A 15,522-nucleotide genomic window follows, 5' to 3' on the forward strand; every position below is an offset into this window, starting at 1 on the left:
GAGCCCGGTGCTTGACGTGCAAATGCAAACAATTATCAAATGCCGGCTTCGCCCGTAAGCTGACTGGGCGCTCTGTACGATGTCCGGCAGCCTTGATCTGTCACATTGCGAGTGTTTCAGCGGGCTCACCCCTTGGAAGGAAACCCTTTTATGCGCCTGAGTGCCAGTGCTATCGCGCTCGTTGTCGGACTGCTGGTCAACGCTGGGGCCCAGGCCTCTGAACTGCCACAACGCTGGGTCAGCGCCGGTGGTGCGTTGTCGGAATGGGTGACGGCCCTGGGCGGTGAGTCAAAGCTGGTGGGCGTGGATACCACCAGCCAGCATCCGGAATCCCTCAAGGCGTTGCCGAGCATTGGTTACCAGCGTCAGTTGTCGGCGGAAGGCATTCTGAGCCTGCGCCCGCAAATCCTGGTGGGCACCGAGGAAATGGGGCCGCCACCGGTGTTGGCGCAAATCCGCAATGCCGGTGTGAAAGTGGAGCTGTTTTCAGCCGAGCCGGATCTGCCGACGCTGCAGGGCAACCTTCAGCATTTGGGCAAGCTGCTGGGTAACGAAGCGAAGGCTGCAGAACTGTTCAGTGACTATCAGCAACAACTTGACCAACAAAAGAACTGGGTGGCCAAGGCCCAGGCCACTCAAAAGGCGCCTGGAGTGCTGTTGCTGCTGGGACATGCCGGCGGCAAACCGCTGATTGCGGGCAAAGACACGGCGGCTGACTGGATGTTGCAGCAGGCCGGCGGCCACAACCTGGCGACCCACGATGGTTACAAGCCGTTTTCCGTAGAGTCGCTGGCGGGGCTCAATCCTGAGGTGCTGGTGTTTGCCGATCGCGCTTTGACCGGGGATGCGGCCCGCGCCGCGTTGTTCAAGGAAAACCCGATCCTGGCTTCGACGCCAGCGGCCAAGAATGGACGCGTCTATGAACTGGACCCGACGCTGCTGGTGGGTGGGCTTGGGCCACGCTTGCCGCAAAGCCTGGTGAAGCTGTCTGCCGGGTTCTATCCGTCTCAGGCTAATACCGCCCCATGACCACTCTGGTTAAACCGCGAACCCTGTTTATCGGCTTGAGTCTGCTGTGTGTACTGGCGATCTGGTTGTCATTGGCCCTGGGGCCGGTGAGTCTGCCGTTAATGGACACACTGCGGGCAGCCTTACGCTTGATGGGTGTGCCAATCGAGGCCCAAGGCCTGGAGCAGGCGGAGCTGATCCTCGGGCAGATTCGCCTGCCGCGTACGTTGCTGGGATTGGCCGTCGGTGGGGTTCTGGCGCTTTCCGGCGTTGCAATGCAGGGGCTGTTTCGCAACCCCTTGGCTGATCCCGGGTTGGTCGGGGTTTCCAGCGGTGCGGCGTTGGGCGCGGCGATTGCGATTGTCGGTGGTTCGTTTTTTGGCGGTTTGCCGGATGCGCTCGGGCCTTATCTGCTGTCGTTGTGTGCCTTCCTCGGCGGTTTGGGGGTAACGGCGCTGGTCTATCGCCTGGGGCGGCGCAACGGTCAAACCAACGTCGCGACCATGTTGCTGGCGGGTATCGCCCTGACGGCGCTCGCCAGTTCGGCGGTGGGCCTGTTCACCTACCTGGCAGATGACGCTACCTTGCGCACCCTGACGTTCTGGAACCTGGGCAGCCTGAATGGCGCCAGCTACTCGCGCTTATGGCCGCTGCTGCTGGTCAGCGCCGGCGTAGCACTGTGGCTGCCACGCCGGGCCAAGGCGCTGAATGCACTCCTGCTGGGTGAGTCGGAAGCCAGTCACTTGGGCATTGATGTTGAAGGCCTCAAGCGCGAACTGGTGTTCTGCACCGCGCTGGGCGTGGGCGCGGCCGTGGCGGCTGCGGGGATGATCGGCTTTGTCGGGCTGGTGGTGCCGCATCTGGTACGCCTGCTGGCGGGGCCGGATCATCGGGTGCTGCTGCCAGCCTCGGTGCTGGCGGGGGCGAGTTTGCTGTTGTTTGCCGATCTGGTGGCGCGCCTGGCCTTGGCGCCGGCGGAATTACCGATCGGCATTGTTACCGCGTTTATCGGTGCGCCGTTTTTCCTCTACCTGTTGTTACGAGGGCGCGCCTGATGCTGCGAGTAGAAGACCTGCAGATCTGCCGTGGGCGCAAAACTGTGCTGGCGGACATCACCCTGGACCTGTTGCCAGGAGAAGTGCTCGGCGTATTGGGCCCCAACGGTGCGGGAAAAAGTACATTGCTCGGTGCGTTATGCGGCGAGTTGCAGCCCGACCAAGGCCGTGTGTGGCTGGATCAGCGTGAGTTGAAGGACTGGGGCGGAGCGCAGCGTGCCCAGCGGCTGGCGGTGTTGCCGCAGACCTCGACCCTGGACTTTGCCTTTCGCGTCGAAGAGGTGGTGGGCATGGGGCGCTTGCCTCATCAGACGGGCCGGGTGCGTGACGATGAAATCATCAATGCTGCCTTGCAGGCTGCCGACGTTAGCCATTTGAGCGGGCGCAGCTATCTGGCGTTGTCGGGCGGCGAGCGGCAGCGTGTGCATCTCGCACGGGTGTTGGCGCAGCTATGGCCGGGTGAGGCGGGGCAGACCTTGTTGCTGGATGAGCCGACGTCAATGCTTGACCCGCTGCACCAGCACACCACCTTGCAGGCGATCCGCCGCTTTGCCGACCGTGGCGCGGCGGTGCTGGTGATCCTTCACGACCTGAACCTGGCGGCGCGCTACTGTGATCGCATCCTGTTACTGGAGGATGGCCGGCCCCATGCGTTGGACACACCGGCACAGGTGTTGCGGCCTGAGCCGCTGAAGGCGGTATTCGGGCTGGATGTGTTGGTGCAGCCGCATCCGGAGCGCGGCCATCCGTTGATCATTGCCCGCTGAAAATCGCCGCAGTTTTTTATGGGCAAAAAAAGACCCGGCAAGAGCCGGGTCAAATAACCGTGATTAGCCTGATGAGGAGATAATCTGAGAGTCCGAACCAATGGTCTTTCAGTTATCGGCTGATCTCGCGACCAGTTGTGATAATCATAACGATTCTCATTTGAGAGTCAACATTTGTTTTTGCGGCCTCTTCGAATTTCCTCAAACTTCTGCTTGGAATCCCCGTAAACGCGGGTGCAAGTTGGCGTCTCAATTCTTTTGGCGTGCCGTCAGAGCGTCCAGCTGACGATTTAAAGCTTCCTTGCGTTCAACGGGAATGTCATTCCAGTGCACATCCATCAGCGCGCCTTCAATGGCATACAACAACACTTTGGATGCCCTGAAACCGCGGGTGCGTACGGCACGGTACGCGTCGACTGCCCCCAGGCGGCGTAGGTCGGACGCACTGTGGATGCCCACCGCATGCAGCCATTGCGCCGACGTCTTGCCAAGGTTTTTCAGGTGTTGCAGCTCATCATTCATCAAGCCTCCTTGCGACGGCCGAATGGTTCGGTGGGTATCGTGACCAGGCAAGCCTGAAAGGAGTGTAGCGCTCAGTAGGAAAAGCGTAGTTCTTTGGTCGGCAACGACCTAAAAGCTTCTAAGGCAGGCGGGGGTTTTAGCGTAGGAAAGGGTGAAGCCCCCGGTACGCCCTGTGCGTAGCCGGGAGCCGATGTAGCGGTTTAGCGAGTGCGGTAGCGCAGGCGTGTGCCGAAATTGACGGACATCAGGATCTCATCGGCGCTTAACTCAGGGGGGAAATAAGTGCCGGAGATCTGGGCATGCGCCAGGCTCGCGCCTTCCAGGGGGCAGTCGCGCAAATCCAGGCCGCGCAAGTCGGCGGAGCGGAAATAAGCGTCGGTGAAATCGACGCCCTCGGCATTCAGGTCGCGCAGGTCCAGGCCGCGAAAGTCGCCACCGCGCATATCGATGGTGCCGTCTTTCGGACGCTCCTGGTTGAAGCCGCGGATATCATCTTTATGCAGAAGCGCGTACAGCGGGGTATCAAGTAGCTTCGGCTGGCTCACAATGGCGACTCCCGTGTTGGAATTATGGCGCCATTATAGTGCCACTATTTCTCGGCCGTGAGCCCCGGAAGGCTGCACGACCAAGAAATATTTCTTACAGTCCCGGCAGGCGCTGGCGAATATGTGCCACCAATGCGTCCAGGGTCCCGCTTTCATTGGTCTCCACGCGCTTGCTGAGCAGCAACTCCTCGGCGCTGAGCGGGTCACGGGTGGCCTGCTGTTCTTCGATGATGGCCAGGGTGGCGTCGGAAGGGTCGTTCTTGTCCGCCTGACGTTGTGCCAGCCAAGCGGCGATTACCGCCTGTGGCGCATTGCAGTCAAGGATCAGGAATGGCGCGCCGGTGGCCTCGGCGATCTTGGCCGCCGCGTCGCGTTGTTCTCGCTTGAGGAAGGTTGCGTCCAATACCACCGGGAAACCGGCGCGCAGTACGGTGTCGGCGATTTCGTTCAGGCGCGCGTAGGTCGCGGCGCTGGCGTCTGCGGCGTAGATCCCGGCCTGCGGCGTGTTCTCGACCTTCTGCTCGCCGAACAGGCGCTTGCGCTCTACGTCCGAACGCAGGCGAATCGCCCCCAATGCTTCTACGAGGCGCATGGATACATGGCTTTTGCCAACGGCCGATACGCCATGGGTGATGGCCAGGAAGCGCGATGGGATGGTGCTGTAGCTTTCTGCCAGGTTGGCGTAGTTGCGGTACTGGCGCAGGGTGGTAGCGCGCTGCACCGCGTCCGCCTCGGAAGGCATGCTGAACAGCGCGATCTTCGCGCGTACCAGAGCGCGGTAGGCTTTATAGAAGTTCAGTACTTCCAGGCCTTGATAGTCGCCGGTCAGCTCCAGGTATTGGCTGATGAAGCGTCGTGCCAAGCTCTTGAGGCCGCGGTCTTCCAGGTCCATCGCCAGGAAGCCGGTGTCGGCATACACGTCGGTGAAGCGGAACGGCTCGTTGAACTCGATGCAGTCGAAGATCACCACGTGGCCATCAATCATCGTGGCGTTGCCCAGGTGGATATCACCGTGGCATTCACGGGTGAAGCCATTGAGCTTGCGTTGTTCAAACAGCGGCTTGAGACGCTCGAAACTGCTTTCGGCCCAGGCCTGCAAGGCGTCCAGTTGTGCCAGGTCGGCCTTGTCGCTGAGGAACGGACGGATCTGCTCGAAGTTCTGCAGCACCGGTGCCATGACATCGTGCGGCGTGCCAGCAGAGTTAGTGGCCGGGACTTTCGGGGCATTCAGGTGAAAATGCGCGATCTGCCTGGCCATTTCGTCGATGTGCGCGCTGGTCAGTTCGCCGTTGGCCTGCAGAGTGCTGAGCAGTTGGCTTTGCGGGAACTGGCGCATTTTCAGCATGTAGTCGACCACCGGACCGTCGCCGCCCAGCTGCGGTGCCTCGGCGCTACCGGTGATCGGCAACACTTCAAGATACAAATCATCGGTCAGGCGCTGGTTGAGGCGCAGCTCTTCATTGCAGAAGTGTCCGCGGGCTTGCAGGGTGGTGAAATCGAGGAAACCGAAATTCACCGGCTTCTTCATCTTGTAAGCATAGGGCCCAGTGAGCAGGACCCAGGAAATATGGGTCTCGATGACTTGGAACTGATCCACCGGATGGGGAAACAGGGCCGGGTTTTGCAGGGCAGCAATCAGGGACTGGCTCACGGGCGATCCTTCAGAGTCTGGGAAAATTCATGGCGGGCATTATGGCTCCTACAGGCGGTCGTGCAAACCGCTGTCCGGCTCATGTTGGTCATCAATAAAGTGCGTATAATCCGCCGCCATGACTCGTACCCGATCTCCCCGTTCCCGTAAAAAACCTCCTTCCCGCGGCCTGCGCCCTTGGCTGGGCTGGGCGCTTAAGCTCAGCCTGGTAGGGCTTGTCGTGATCGCCGGCTTCGCGGTTTACCTCGATGCCGTGGTCCAGGAGAAGTTCTCCGGCAAGCGCTGGACCATTCCGGCCAAGGTCTACGCGCGCCCGCTGGAACTGTTCAGCGGCCAGAAGCTGAGCAAGGATGACTTCCTCACCGAGCTCGATGCCCTGGGCTATCGCCGCGAACCCGTGAGCAATGGCCCCGGCGCCGCTGCCGTCAGCGGCAACACGGTTGACTTGAACACCCGCGGCTTCCAGTTCTATGAAGGCCTGGAAAAACCCCAGCCGGTGCGCGTGCGCTTCTCTGGCGACTACGTAGCCGAACTGTCCTCGCTCAACGGCTCGAAGTTGCCGGTGGTGCGCCTGGAACCCTTAATGATCGGTGGGATTTATCCGAAAAACCTGGAAGACCGCATCCTGATCAAGATCGATCAGGTGCCGCCTTACCTGCTGGATACCCTGATCGCCGTCGAAGACCGGGATTTCTACAGCCACTGGGGCGTATCACCGAAGTCCATCGCGCGCGCCCTCTGGGTCAACACCTCCGGCGGCAAGATGACCCAGGGCGGCAGTACGCTGACACAGCAATTGGTCAAGAACTTCTACCTGACCAACGAGCGCAGCCTGACCCGCAAGCTGACCGAAGCCATGATGGCGATGCTGCTGGAGCTGCACTACAGCAAGCAGGAAATTCTTGAGGCGTACCTCAATGAAGTGTTCGTTGGCCAGGACGGTCAGCGTGCCGTCCACGGTTTTGGTCTGGCCAGCCAGTTCTTCTTCGGCCAGCCGTTGTCCGAGCTGAAGTTGCACCAGGTGGCGCTGCTGGTGGGCATGGTCAAGGGGCCGTCCTACTACAACCCGCGTCGCAACCCGGAGCGGGCGCTGGAGCGCCGTAACCTGGTGCTGGATGTACTTGAGCAGCAAGGTGTCGCCACCCCTGAACAAGTGGCCGCCGCGAAGAAAATGCCACTGGGTGTAACCACCCGCGGCAAGCTCGCCGACAGCTCCTTCCCGGGCTTTATCGACCTGGTCAAACGCCAGCTGCGTGAAGACTACCGCGACGAAGACTTGACCGAAGAAGGCCTGCGGATCTTCACCAGTTTCGACCCGATCCTGCAGATGAAGGCCGAAGCGTCGGTCAATGACACCTTCAAACGCCTGACAGGTCGTAAAGGCTCTGACGACGTCGAGGCTGCGATGGTGGTGACCAACCCGGAAACCGGCGAAGTCCAGGCCATGATCGGCAGTCGCCAGGCCAGCTTTGCCGGGTTCAACCGGGCGCTGGACGCGGTGCGGCCGATTGGCTCGCTGGTCAAGCCGGCGGTGTACCTGACCGCGCTGGAAAAACCGAGCAAGTACACGCTGACCAGTTGGCTGTCCGATGACCCGCTGTCGGTCAAAGGGGCTGATGGCCAGATGTGGACGCCGCATAACTTTGATCGTCGCTCCCACGGTACGATTTTCCTGTACCAGGGCTTGGCGCATTCCTACAACATCTCGACTTCCCGCCTCGGCCTTGAACTGGGCGTGCCGAACGTGCTCAAGACGCTCGGCCGGTTGGGCATCACTCGTGAGTTCCCGGCGTTCCCATCGATGCTGTTGGGTGCGGGCGCGATGAGTCCGATGGAAGTGGCGACCATGTACCAGACCCTGGCCAACGGTGGTTTCAATACGCCGATGCGTGGGATCCGGAGCGTGTTGACGGCCGAAGGCGAACCGCTCAAGCGCTATCCGTTCCAGATTCAGCAACGCTTTGACCCGGCCTCGATCTACCTGATCCAGAACGCCATGCAGCGCGTGATGCGCGAAGGTACCGGGCGCTCGGCCTACAACGTGCTGCCGGCCAACCTGACACTGGCTGGCAAGAGCGGTACCAGTAACGATTCGCGGGACAGCTGGTTCGCAGGTTTCAGCCAGGACCTGCTGGCAGTGGTTTGGCTGGGGCGTGATGACAACGGCAAGACGCCGTTTACCGGTGCCACCGGCGCGTTGCAGGTATGGACCAGTTTCATGAAAAAGGCCGATCCACTGCCGCTGAACATGCCGCAGCCGGACAATATCGTCCAGGCCTGGATCGATCCGCACACCGGCCAGGGTTCCGATGCCAACTGTCCGGGCGCGGTGCAGATGCCGTATATTCGCGGCAGCGAGCCACCACCCGGTGCAGCGTGCGGAGCCAGTGCGCCCGCCAGTGCTGAATCGGTGATGGATTGGGTCAAGGGCTGGATGAATTAAGCAAAGAGGGTTTCACGTGAACAAGTTGTTGATTCCAGCTATTACAGTTTTGGCATTGCTCGGTGGTTGCGCCAGCGTGGAGCGGGGCTCTATTCCGGTGGTGGACTCCAGTACAACGGTGTCCAACAACGACCGGATCTCGGCCAACGGCGGCTTCCGCCAAACCGTTACCAACCGTCCTGCCCAGGCCCGGCCCCAGGCGCAAGCCGTGCCTCAGGATTCTGGTGTAGTGGTGATGATCCCGGGTGGCGGTGCTGCCACCTCGGCTCCGATCAGTACTCAGCCGTGGACCCCAGGCCCAAGTACATCGGGCCCGATCGACGCCACGCCGATTCAAACGGCACCGATCAACCAGGGCACCTACAACATGCCGTCGACGCCGAGTGGAATTCCTTCCGCCAGCAGTGCCGGCGGTCTGTCAGCCGATGAGCAGTTGGATGGCCCGGTGCTGGCGTTGCTCACCACTGCCCAACAGCAGCAGTCGGGTGGCGATTTGAACGGCGCATCGTCGAGCCTCGAGCGCGCCCAGCGCGTGGCACCGCGTGAACCGCAAGTGCTATACCGCCTGGCTCAGGTTCGCATGGCCCAGGGCGATGCCCCGCAAGCAGAACAATTTGCCCGTCGCGGCCTGACCCTGGCCAATGGCCGTCCAGACCTGCAGGCCAGCCTGTGGAGCTTGATCGGTGATGCCCGCGAGAAGCAAGGCGATGCTGCCGGCGCCGCCCAGGCTCGGCAAAAAGCCAAGGTAAGCCTCTGATGGATGCACGCTTTCCGGCAATTGCCGAACAGTTGTTGTTGATCGAGCGTGAACTGCGCTTGCAGGGCTGGTGGGACGAAGTGTCCCCCAGTGCTGAAGCCTTGAGCAGTGTTGAGCCGTTTTCCGTCGACACGCTGGACTTTCACCAGTGGCTGCAATGGATTTTCCTGACACGGATGAAGCAAATCCTCGAACAGGACCTGCCATTGCCCAATGCGTCGGGGATTCTGGAGATGGCCGAGATGGTTTACGCCGATCGGCCACTTGAGAGCCTTGGCCTGCGGACTGCGCTGAAAAAGTTCGATCAACTGATCGTCGACGCTCGTTAATTGCCTGGCTGCCGGTTTTTCCGGCAGTCTTGCGCATATTTCTACCGCTTTGCGCCATTCAGGCGAGTTTTATCCCTCCTCAAGCCCCTTTCTTCTACGTTCTCATGCGCTTAGTTGGAAAAAAGCGCAATTATTGCTTGACTTGGAGGGGCTGAAACAGAAGAATCCAAAGTCCGCTGTAGAGGGACTGCCAGAAGCAGACCCACTCAGCAGATCATGAGGCGCATACCCGCGCCGACCTGTTACACCCGCAACGCGTTACCTCGCGCTGGGTGGGAAAATCCCGCAACACTTGGGACGCTCCCAATACTTGCTCAGTCAGTGCTGACGTAGTCGGCGACCACCGTCGCTCATGCTCTGCTGAGAAGTAAACCTATTAAGACCCGTCGGTTTTTAACGGACGGTATTCTGGCGTTTTAGAGGTGAACAACGTGGAGCTTTTATCTGGCGGTGAGATGCTCGTCCGCTTTTTGCGTGACGAAGGCGTCGACTATATCTACGGGTACCCAGGTGGTGCTCTGCTGCATGTCTACGACGCACTGTTCAAGGAACCGGCTGTTACCCACATCCTGGTTCGCCACGAACAAGCTGCTACCCATATGGCTGACGGTTACGCCCGTGCCACCGGTAAAGCCGGTGTGGTACTGGTGACTTCCGGCCCTGGCGCGACCAATGCCATTACCGGCATCGCGACGGCCTATATGGACTCCATCCCGATGGTGATCATTTCCGGCCAGGTGGCGAGCACCATGGTCGGTACCGATGCATTCCAGGAAACCGACATGATCGGTATTTCCCGGCCGATCGTGAAACACAGCTTCATGATCAAGCATGCCTCGGAAATCCCGGAAGTCATGAAGAAGGCGTTCTACCTCGCACAGTCCGGTCGCCCGGGTCCTGTGGTGGTCGATATCCCGAAAGACATGACCAACCCGGCGGAAAAATTCGAATACATCTTCCCGAAGAAAGCCAAGCTGCGTTCCTACAGCCCGGCCGTTCGCGGGCACTCGGGGCAAATCCGCAAGGCGGCAGAAATGCTGTTGGCGGCCAAGCGTCCAGTGCTCTACTCGGGTGGTGGGGTGATTCTGGGCGGCGGTTCCGCGCCGCTGACCGAACTGGCCAAGCTGCTCAACCTGCCAGTCACCAATACGTTGATGGGCCTCGGCGCGTTCCCAGGGTCGGACCGTCAGTTCGTCGGCATGCTCGGCATGCACGGCAGCTACACCGCCAACCTGGCCATGCACCATGCTGACGTGATCCTCGCCGTCGGTGCGCGGTTCGATGACCGGGTGATCAATGGCGCGAGCAAGTTCTGCCCGAATGCCAAGATCATCCACATCGATATCGACCCGGCATCCATCTCCAAGACCATCAAGGCCGACGTGCCTATCGTTGGTCCTGTGGAAAGTGTGCTGACCGAAATGGTCGCTGCGCTGAAGGAAATCGGCGAAGCCCCGAACAAGGATTCCGTTGCCAGCTGGTGGAAGCAGATCGACGAGTGGCGCGGTGATCGTGGCCTGTTCCCTTACGACAAGGGTGATGGCAGCGTCATCAAGCCACAGACCGTGATCGAAACCCTGTGCGAAGTGACCAAGGGCGATGCCTTTGTGACCTCCGACGTGGGCCAGCACCAGATGTTCGCGGCGCAGTACTACAAGTTCGACAAGCCTAACCGCTGGATCAACTCCGGTGGCCTGGGCACGATGGGCTTTGGTTTCCCTGCGGCCATGGGTGTGAAGCTGAGCTTTCCGGATACTGACGTTGCGTGCGTCACCGGCGAAGGCAGTATCCAGATGAACATCCAGGAACTGTCGACCTGCCTGCAATATGGCTTGCCGGTGAAGATCGTCTGCCTGAACAACGGTGTACTGGGCATGGTTCGCCAGTGGCAGGACATGAGCTACGGCAGCCGTCACTCCCATTCCTACATGGAGTCCCTGCCTGACTTCGTCAAATTGGTTGAAGCCTATGGCCATGTCGGCATGCGCATCACCGATCTGAAGGATTTGAAGCCGATGATGGAAGAGGCGTTCGCCATGAAGGACCGCCTGGTGTTCCTCGATATTCAGGTCGACACCAGCGAGCACGTCTACCCGATGCAGATCAAAGACGGCTCCATGCGCGATATGTGGCTGAACAAGACGGAGCGTACCTAATCATGCGGCACATTATCTCCCTGCTTCTGGAGAACGAACCGGGCGCTCTGTCACGTGTGGTCGGACTGTTTTCGCAACGCAACTACAACATCGAAAGCCTGACGGTGGCGCCGACCGAAGACCCGACCTTGTCGCGTCTGACGTTGACCACCGTTGGCCATGATGAGGTGATCGAGCAGATCACCAAGAACCTCAACAAGCTGATCGAAGTGGTCAAGCTGGTCGACTTGTCGGAGAGTGCCCACATCGAGCGTGAGCTGATGCTGGTCAAGGTCAAGGCCACGGGTGCACAACGGGCCGAGATCAAGCGCACTACCGACATTTATCGCGGGCAGATCGTCGATGTGAGCGCCAGCGTTTATACCGTTCAACTGACCGGTACAAGCGACAAGCTGGACAGCTTCATCCAGTCGATCGGGACGGCCTCGATTCTGGAAACTGTACGCAGTGGCGTCACCGGGATTGCTCGTGGCGACAAAGTACTCAGCATCTAACTCAAATTTAGCGAATGGCCTTAAACGGCCTGGATATATAGAGGAACCTCATGAAAGTTTATTACGATAAAGATTGTGACCTGTCGATCATCCAGGGCAAAAAAGTCGCCATCATCGGCTACGGTTCCCAGGGCCACGCCCAAGCGTGCAACCTGAAAGATTCCGGCGTTGACGTGACCGTTGGCCTGCGCAAAGGCTCGGCCACTGTTGCCAAGGCTGAAGCCCACGGCCTGAAAGTGACTGACGTTGCTTCTGCTGTTGCTGCTGCCGACCTGGTCATGATCCTGACCCCGGACGAGTTCCAGTCCGCGCTGTACAAGAACGAAATCGAGCCGAACATCAAGAAGGGCGCCACCCTGGCCTTCTCCCACGGCTTCGCGATCCACTACAACCAGGTTGTGCCGCGCGCCGACCTCGACGTGATCATGATCGCGCCGAAAGCACCGGGCCACACCGTGCGCTCCGAGTTCGTCAAAGGCGGCGGTATCCCTGACCTGATCGCGATCTACCAGGACGCCTCGGGCAACGCCAAGAACGTCGCACTGTCCTACGCTGCTGGCGTGGGTGGCGGTCGTACCGGCATCATCGAAACCACCTTCAAGGACGAGACTGAAACCGACCTGTTCGGCGAACAGGCCGTTCTGTGTGGCGGTACCGTTGAACTGGTCAAGGCCGGTTTCGAAACCCTGGTTGAAGCTGGCTACGCGCCAGAAATGGCCTATTTCGAATGCCTGCACGAACTGAAGCTGATCGTTGACCTCATGTACGAAGGCGGTATCGCCAACATGAACTACTCGATCTCCAACAACGCCGAATACGGCGAGTACGTGACTGGCCCGGAAGTGATCAACGCCGAGTCCCGTCAGGCCATGCGCAACGCCCTGAAACGTATTCAGGACGGCGAATACGCCAAAATGTTCATCAGCGAAGGTGCAACCGGCTACCCTTCGATGACCGCCAAGCGTCGTAACAACGCCGCTCACGGTATCGAGATCATCGGCGAGCAACTGCGCTCCATGATGCCGTGGATCGGTGCCAACAAGATCGTCGACAAAGCCAAAAACTAAGTCGTACGGATCAAGGGAAAACGCGGCTTAGGCCGCGTTTTTTCGTTTGCGGGGCAGGTTCTGGTATAAAGCTGCATCGTTTGCGGGCGAACACTCGCCGCAAGTTTCTGTCGAAATTTTTCACACCGTTGCAAGGTAAAGTCCATGAGCGAACGTCCCGAAGAGCCAAACCAGGCCTCTGACGCCGAAAGCCTGCTACCGATCGATGAACATGTCGAAGAAGGGCACGATGCTGAAGGCCGTAAAGTCCGGCATCGTGGCATCTATCTTCTGCCCAATCTGTTCACCACTGCGAACCTGTTCGCGGGGTTCTACTCCATCATCAATTCCATGAGTGCCCAGAGTGCGTTGGCGGCCGGCGATGCGGCCGGGGCCAGCAAGTACTTTGGTTTTGCCGCGATAGCGATCTTCGTCGCCATGGTCCTTGATGGCCTGGATGGCCGGGTTGCGCGGATGACCAACACCCAGAGTGCCTTCGGCGCCGAGTATGACTCGCTGTCGGACATGGTTGCCTTCGGTGTGGCGCCGGCGTTGCTCGCATTTGCCTGGGCGCTGGGTGATATGGGCAAGGTTGGCTGGATGGTTGCCTTCATCTATGTGGCGGGCGCGGCATTGCGTCTGGCGCGCTTTAATACCCAGGTGGGGACTGCCGACAAGCGCTACTTCATTGGCCTGGCCAGTCCGGCTGCGGCGGGTGTGGTAGCCGGTATTGTCTGGGCATTCAGCGACTACGGTATCCAGGGTTCCAAGATGTCGTTCCTGGTGGCCTTGATGGTTGCGGCGGCCGGCATGCTGATGGTCAGCAATATCAAGTACAACAGCTTCAAGGAGCTGGATCTCAAAGGGCGTGTGCCGTTTGTGGCTATCCTGGCAGTGGTGCTGGTGTTTGCCGTGGTCTTCAGTGATCCGCCGCGAATCCTGCTGCTGGCTTTCCTTGTGTATGCCGCGTCCGGCCCGGTGCAGTACCTTCTGCATCTTCGTCAGCGCAAAACGTTGCCTTAATGTAATTTCCCCCATACTCCGCAGTCTATTGGTGCATCTGTCCTCCAAAGCTGCGGAGTTGCCATGTTAATCAAGTTTCCCAAAGCGTCTGATTGCCAAGAATCGGATGTCACGCCTGAATCCCTCTATTTCTCTCGCCGCAGCTTGCTCGGTGGTGCGCTTGCCGGCCTGGCTGCCAGCAGCCTGCCGCGTTGGGCCAGTGCGGATGATGCGGCACGTTATGCCGATGTCGAGCCGGGCAATGCACCTGGCTGGTTTGCCGAAAAGCTCCCGGGTACCAAATGGCAGGCGATTACCGTCAAGGACGAGGCCATCACCCCTTTCAAGGACGCAACCCACTACAACAACTTCTATGAGTTCGGTACGGATAAGGGCGACCCTGCAGCCAATGCCGGATCTCTGAAGACTGAGCCGTGGAGTGTGGTGATAGATGGTGAGGTCGCCAAACCTGGGCGCTATGCGCTTGAAGACTTCATGAAGCCCTATCAGTTGGAAGAGCGAATCTATCGACTGCGCTGTGTAGAGGCCTGGTCGATGGTCATTCCGTGGATAGGGTTCCCTATATCGGAACTGCTCAAGCACGTCGAGCCGACCTCGAACGCCAAGTACATTCGTTTTGAAACCCTGCAGGACCCCAAGAGCATGCCGGGGCAGCGGTCCAACTTCGCCTTGATCGACTGGCCTTATGTAGAAGGGCTGCGATTGGATGAGGCGATGAATCCCCTGGCGATCCTTGCGGTGGGCATGTATGGGCGGGAGCTGCCGAACCAGAACGGCGCGCCGTTGCGGTTGGTGGTGCCGTGGAAGTACGGATTCAAGAGCGTCAAGTCGATCGTACGCATCAGCCTGGTCAGCGAGCAGCCGAAAACCACCTGGCAAAGTATTGCCGCGAGTGAGTATGGGTTTTACGCAAATGTGAATCCTACCGTCGACCATCCGCGTTGGACCCAGGCGCGGGAGCGGCGGTTGCCCAGCGGGCTGTTCAGTCCCAATGTGCGTGAGACACAAATGTTCAACGGCTACGCCGATGAAGTCGCCTCTCTTTATACGGGCCTCGATCTGCGGAAGAACTATTGATGCGCTATCCGATCTGGCGCATCGGCGTCTTTATAGCAGCGGCGGTGTGGCCGCTGTTCTGGCTGTACGAGGCCTGGAGCTTTGCGCTGGGACCTGATCCGGGCAAGGTGCTGATGGATCGGCTCGGGCTTGGCACCTTGATTCTGTTGTTAATAACCCTGGGTATGACACCGTTGCAGAAGCTCAGTGGTTGGGCGGGGTGGATCGCCGTGCGACGGCAACTGGGATTGTGGTGCTTTGCCTATGTGGTTTTGCATCTCGCTGCTTACTGCGTGTTTATCCTTGGGTTGGATTGGTCGCAGTTGGGGGTTGAGCTACGGAAGCGGCCTTACATTATTGTGGGTACGTTGGGATTCCTTTCTCTATTGGTGCTGGCAGTCACCTCCAACCGATACAGCCAGCGTCGCCTTGGTGTGCGCTGGAAGAAACTGCATCGTTTGGTTTATGTGATTCTCGGGCTTGGTTTGCTGCATATGCTGTGGATCGTGCGGGCAGATCTCAAGGAGTGGGCTATCTATGCATCTATAGGGGCGCTGCTTCTGGTCCTGCGTATACCGCCGGTGATGCGCCGAATTCCCCGTCTTATTGCTAAAAAACCATCTTCTGCAACAAAAGCGTAATTAACCCTTGACGGCAGATTCTGGAAGTC

Annotated in this window: 15 protein-coding genes; 12 read left to right on the top strand and 3 right to left on the bottom strand. The window is 59.4% G+C overall.

Features of this window, described 5'->3' with window-relative positions:
* Nucleotides 1-150 precede the first annotated feature (150 nt).
* The 3 genes from HX818_RS01495 to HX818_RS01505 are packed head-to-tail and all read left to right on the top strand — an operon-like array spanning nucleotide 151 to nucleotide 2,830.
* Entirely contained in the window at nucleotides 151-1,029 is an 879-nt protein-coding gene (locus HX818_RS01495) for a hemin ABC transporter substrate-binding protein (RefSeq protein ID WP_087693394.1), read from the top strand.
* Entirely contained in the window at nucleotides 1,026-2,063 is a 1,038-nt protein-coding gene (locus HX818_RS01500; RefSeq protein WP_003212144.1) for an iron ABC transporter permease, read from the top strand. Before HX818_RS01495 ends, HX818_RS01500 begins: the two co-directional genes overlap by 4 nt.
* Nucleotides 2,063-2,830: a heme ABC transporter ATP-binding protein gene (locus tag HX818_RS01505; RefSeq protein ID WP_134325723.1), complete on the top strand. Its 768-nt coding sequence runs from the start codon at nucleotides 2,063-2,065 to the stop codon at nucleotides 2,828-2,830. The genes HX818_RS01500 and HX818_RS01505 overlap by 1 nt, the downstream gene beginning before the upstream one ends.
* Before the next feature lie 249 nt (nucleotides 2,831-3,079).
* On the opposite strand, the gene HX818_RS01510 is transcribed toward HX818_RS01505, so the two are convergent.
* The 3 genes from HX818_RS01510 to HX818_RS01520 all read right to left on the bottom strand — a co-directional run bounded on the left by HX818_RS01510 (nucleotide 3,080) and on the right by HX818_RS01520 (nucleotide 5,548).
* Nucleotides 3,080-3,352, bottom strand: coding sequence for a TfoX/Sxy family protein (locus HX818_RS01510; RefSeq protein ID WP_003212140.1), 273 nt, complete (start codon nucleotides 3,350-3,352; stop codon nucleotides 3,080-3,082).
* Between the two features lie 200 nt (nucleotides 3,353-3,552).
* Complete coding sequence (locus tag HX818_RS01515) at nucleotides 3,553-3,897, bottom strand: pentapeptide repeat-containing protein (RefSeq protein WP_008436884.1); 345 nt, start codon at nucleotides 3,895-3,897, stop codon at nucleotides 3,553-3,555.
* 94 nt (nucleotides 3,898-3,991) lie between these two features.
* Complete coding sequence (locus HX818_RS01520) at nucleotides 3,992-5,548, bottom strand: bifunctional aminoglycoside phosphotransferase/ATP-binding protein (RefSeq protein ID WP_003212136.1); 1,557 nt, start codon at nucleotides 5,546-5,548, stop codon at nucleotides 3,992-3,994.
* Between the two features lie 118 nt (nucleotides 5,549-5,666).
* Here HX818_RS01520 and mrcB point away from each other — a divergent pair, with 118 nt between their 5' ends.
* The 9 genes from mrcB (at nucleotide 5,667) to msrQ (ending at nucleotide 15,493) form a co-directional block, all read left to right on the top strand.
* Nucleotides 5,667-7,991: a penicillin-binding protein 1B gene (gene mrcB, locus HX818_RS01525; RefSeq protein WP_003212132.1), complete on the top strand. Its 2,325-nt coding sequence runs from the start codon at nucleotides 5,667-5,669 to the stop codon at nucleotides 7,989-7,991.
* Between the two features lie 16 nt (nucleotides 7,992-8,007).
* Nucleotides 8,008-8,748: a M48 family metallopeptidase gene (locus tag HX818_RS01530; RefSeq protein WP_008436887.1), complete on the top strand. Its 741-nt coding sequence runs from the start codon at nucleotides 8,008-8,010 to the stop codon at nucleotides 8,746-8,748.
* Nucleotides 8,748-9,077, top strand: a complete 330-nt coding sequence (locus HX818_RS01535) for a YqcC family protein (RefSeq protein WP_003212129.1) — start codon at nucleotides 8,748-8,750, stop codon at nucleotides 9,075-9,077. The genes HX818_RS01530 and HX818_RS01535 overlap by 1 nt, the downstream gene beginning before the upstream one ends.
* A 431-nt stretch (nucleotides 9,078-9,508) precedes the next feature.
* On the top strand, nucleotides 9,509-11,233 hold the full coding sequence (locus HX818_RS01540; protein WP_008436892.1) for an acetolactate synthase 3 large subunit: 1,725 nt from the start codon (nucleotides 9,509-9,511) through the stop codon (nucleotides 11,231-11,233).
* Between the two features lie 2 nt (nucleotides 11,234-11,235).
* Nucleotides 11,236-11,727, top strand: coding sequence for an acetolactate synthase small subunit (gene ilvN, locus HX818_RS01545; RefSeq protein ID WP_003176102.1), 492 nt, complete (start codon nucleotides 11,236-11,238; stop codon nucleotides 11,725-11,727).
* 50 nt (nucleotides 11,728-11,777) lie between these two features.
* Nucleotides 11,778-12,794 (top strand): ketol-acid reductoisomerase, encoded by a 1,017-nt coding sequence (gene ilvC, locus HX818_RS01550; protein WP_003212125.1) that lies wholly within the window; start codon nucleotides 11,778-11,780, stop codon nucleotides 12,792-12,794.
* Between the two features lie 144 nt (nucleotides 12,795-12,938).
* Nucleotides 12,939-13,796: a CDP-diacylglycerol--serine O-phosphatidyltransferase gene (pssA, locus tag HX818_RS01555; protein ID WP_003212123.1), complete on the top strand. Its 858-nt coding sequence runs from the start codon at nucleotides 12,939-12,941 to the stop codon at nucleotides 13,794-13,796.
* 63 nt (nucleotides 13,797-13,859) lie between these two features.
* Entirely contained in the window at nucleotides 13,860-14,873 is a 1,014-nt protein-coding gene (msrP, locus tag HX818_RS01560; RefSeq protein WP_003212121.1) for a protein-methionine-sulfoxide reductase catalytic subunit MsrP, read from the top strand.
* A complete protein-coding gene (msrQ, locus tag HX818_RS01565) occupies nucleotides 14,873-15,493 on the top strand; it encodes a protein-methionine-sulfoxide reductase heme-binding subunit MsrQ (RefSeq protein ID WP_102368092.1) in 621 nt (206 codons plus the stop codon). Before msrP ends, msrQ begins: the two co-directional genes overlap by 1 nt.
* Nucleotides 15,494-15,522: the final 29 nt, after the last annotated feature.

The sequence above is a fragment of the Pseudomonas sp. F9001 genome (assembly GCF_013385435.1).
In the GTDB taxonomy this organism is placed as follows: Bacteria; Pseudomonadota; Gammaproteobacteria; order Pseudomonadales; family Pseudomonadaceae; genus Aquipseudomonas.

What these genes read in the sequence shown, in the direction of transcription:
- HX818_RS01495 (WP_087693394.1), top strand. Translation starts at nt 151, where the DNA reads ATGCGCCTGAGTGCCAGTGCTATCGCGCTCGTTGTCGGACTGCTGGTC.
- HX818_RS01500 (WP_003212144.1), top strand. Translation starts at nt 1,026, where the DNA reads ATGACCACTCTGGTTAAACCGCGAACCCTGTTTATCGGCTTGAGTCTG.
- HX818_RS01505 (WP_134325723.1), top strand. Translation starts at nt 2,063, where the DNA reads ATGCTGCGAGTAGAAGACCTGCAGATCTGCCGTGGGCGCAAAACTGTG.
- HX818_RS01510 (WP_003212140.1), bottom strand. Translation starts at nt 3,352, where the DNA reads ATGAATGATGAGCTGCAACACCTGAAAAACCTTGGCAAGACGTCGGCG.
- mrcB (WP_003212132.1), top strand. Translation starts at nt 5,667, where the DNA reads ATGACTCGTACCCGATCTCCCCGTTCCCGTAAAAAACCTCCTTCCCGC.
- HX818_RS01535 (WP_003212129.1), top strand. Translation starts at nt 8,748, where the DNA reads ATGGATGCACGCTTTCCGGCAATTGCCGAACAGTTGTTGTTGATCGAG.
- ilvN (WP_003176102.1), top strand. Translation starts at nt 11,236, where the DNA reads ATGCGGCACATTATCTCCCTGCTTCTGGAGAACGAACCGGGCGCTCTG.
- ilvC (WP_003212125.1), top strand. Translation starts at nt 11,778, where the DNA reads ATGAAAGTTTATTACGATAAAGATTGTGACCTGTCGATCATCCAGGGC.
- pssA (WP_003212123.1), top strand. Translation starts at nt 12,939, where the DNA reads ATGAGCGAACGTCCCGAAGAGCCAAACCAGGCCTCTGACGCCGAAAGC.
- msrP (WP_003212121.1), top strand. Translation starts at nt 13,860, where the DNA reads ATGTTAATCAAGTTTCCCAAAGCGTCTGATTGCCAAGAATCGGATGTC.
- msrQ (WP_102368092.1), top strand. Translation starts at nt 14,873, where the DNA reads ATGCGCTATCCGATCTGGCGCATCGGCGTCTTTATAGCAGCGGCGGTG.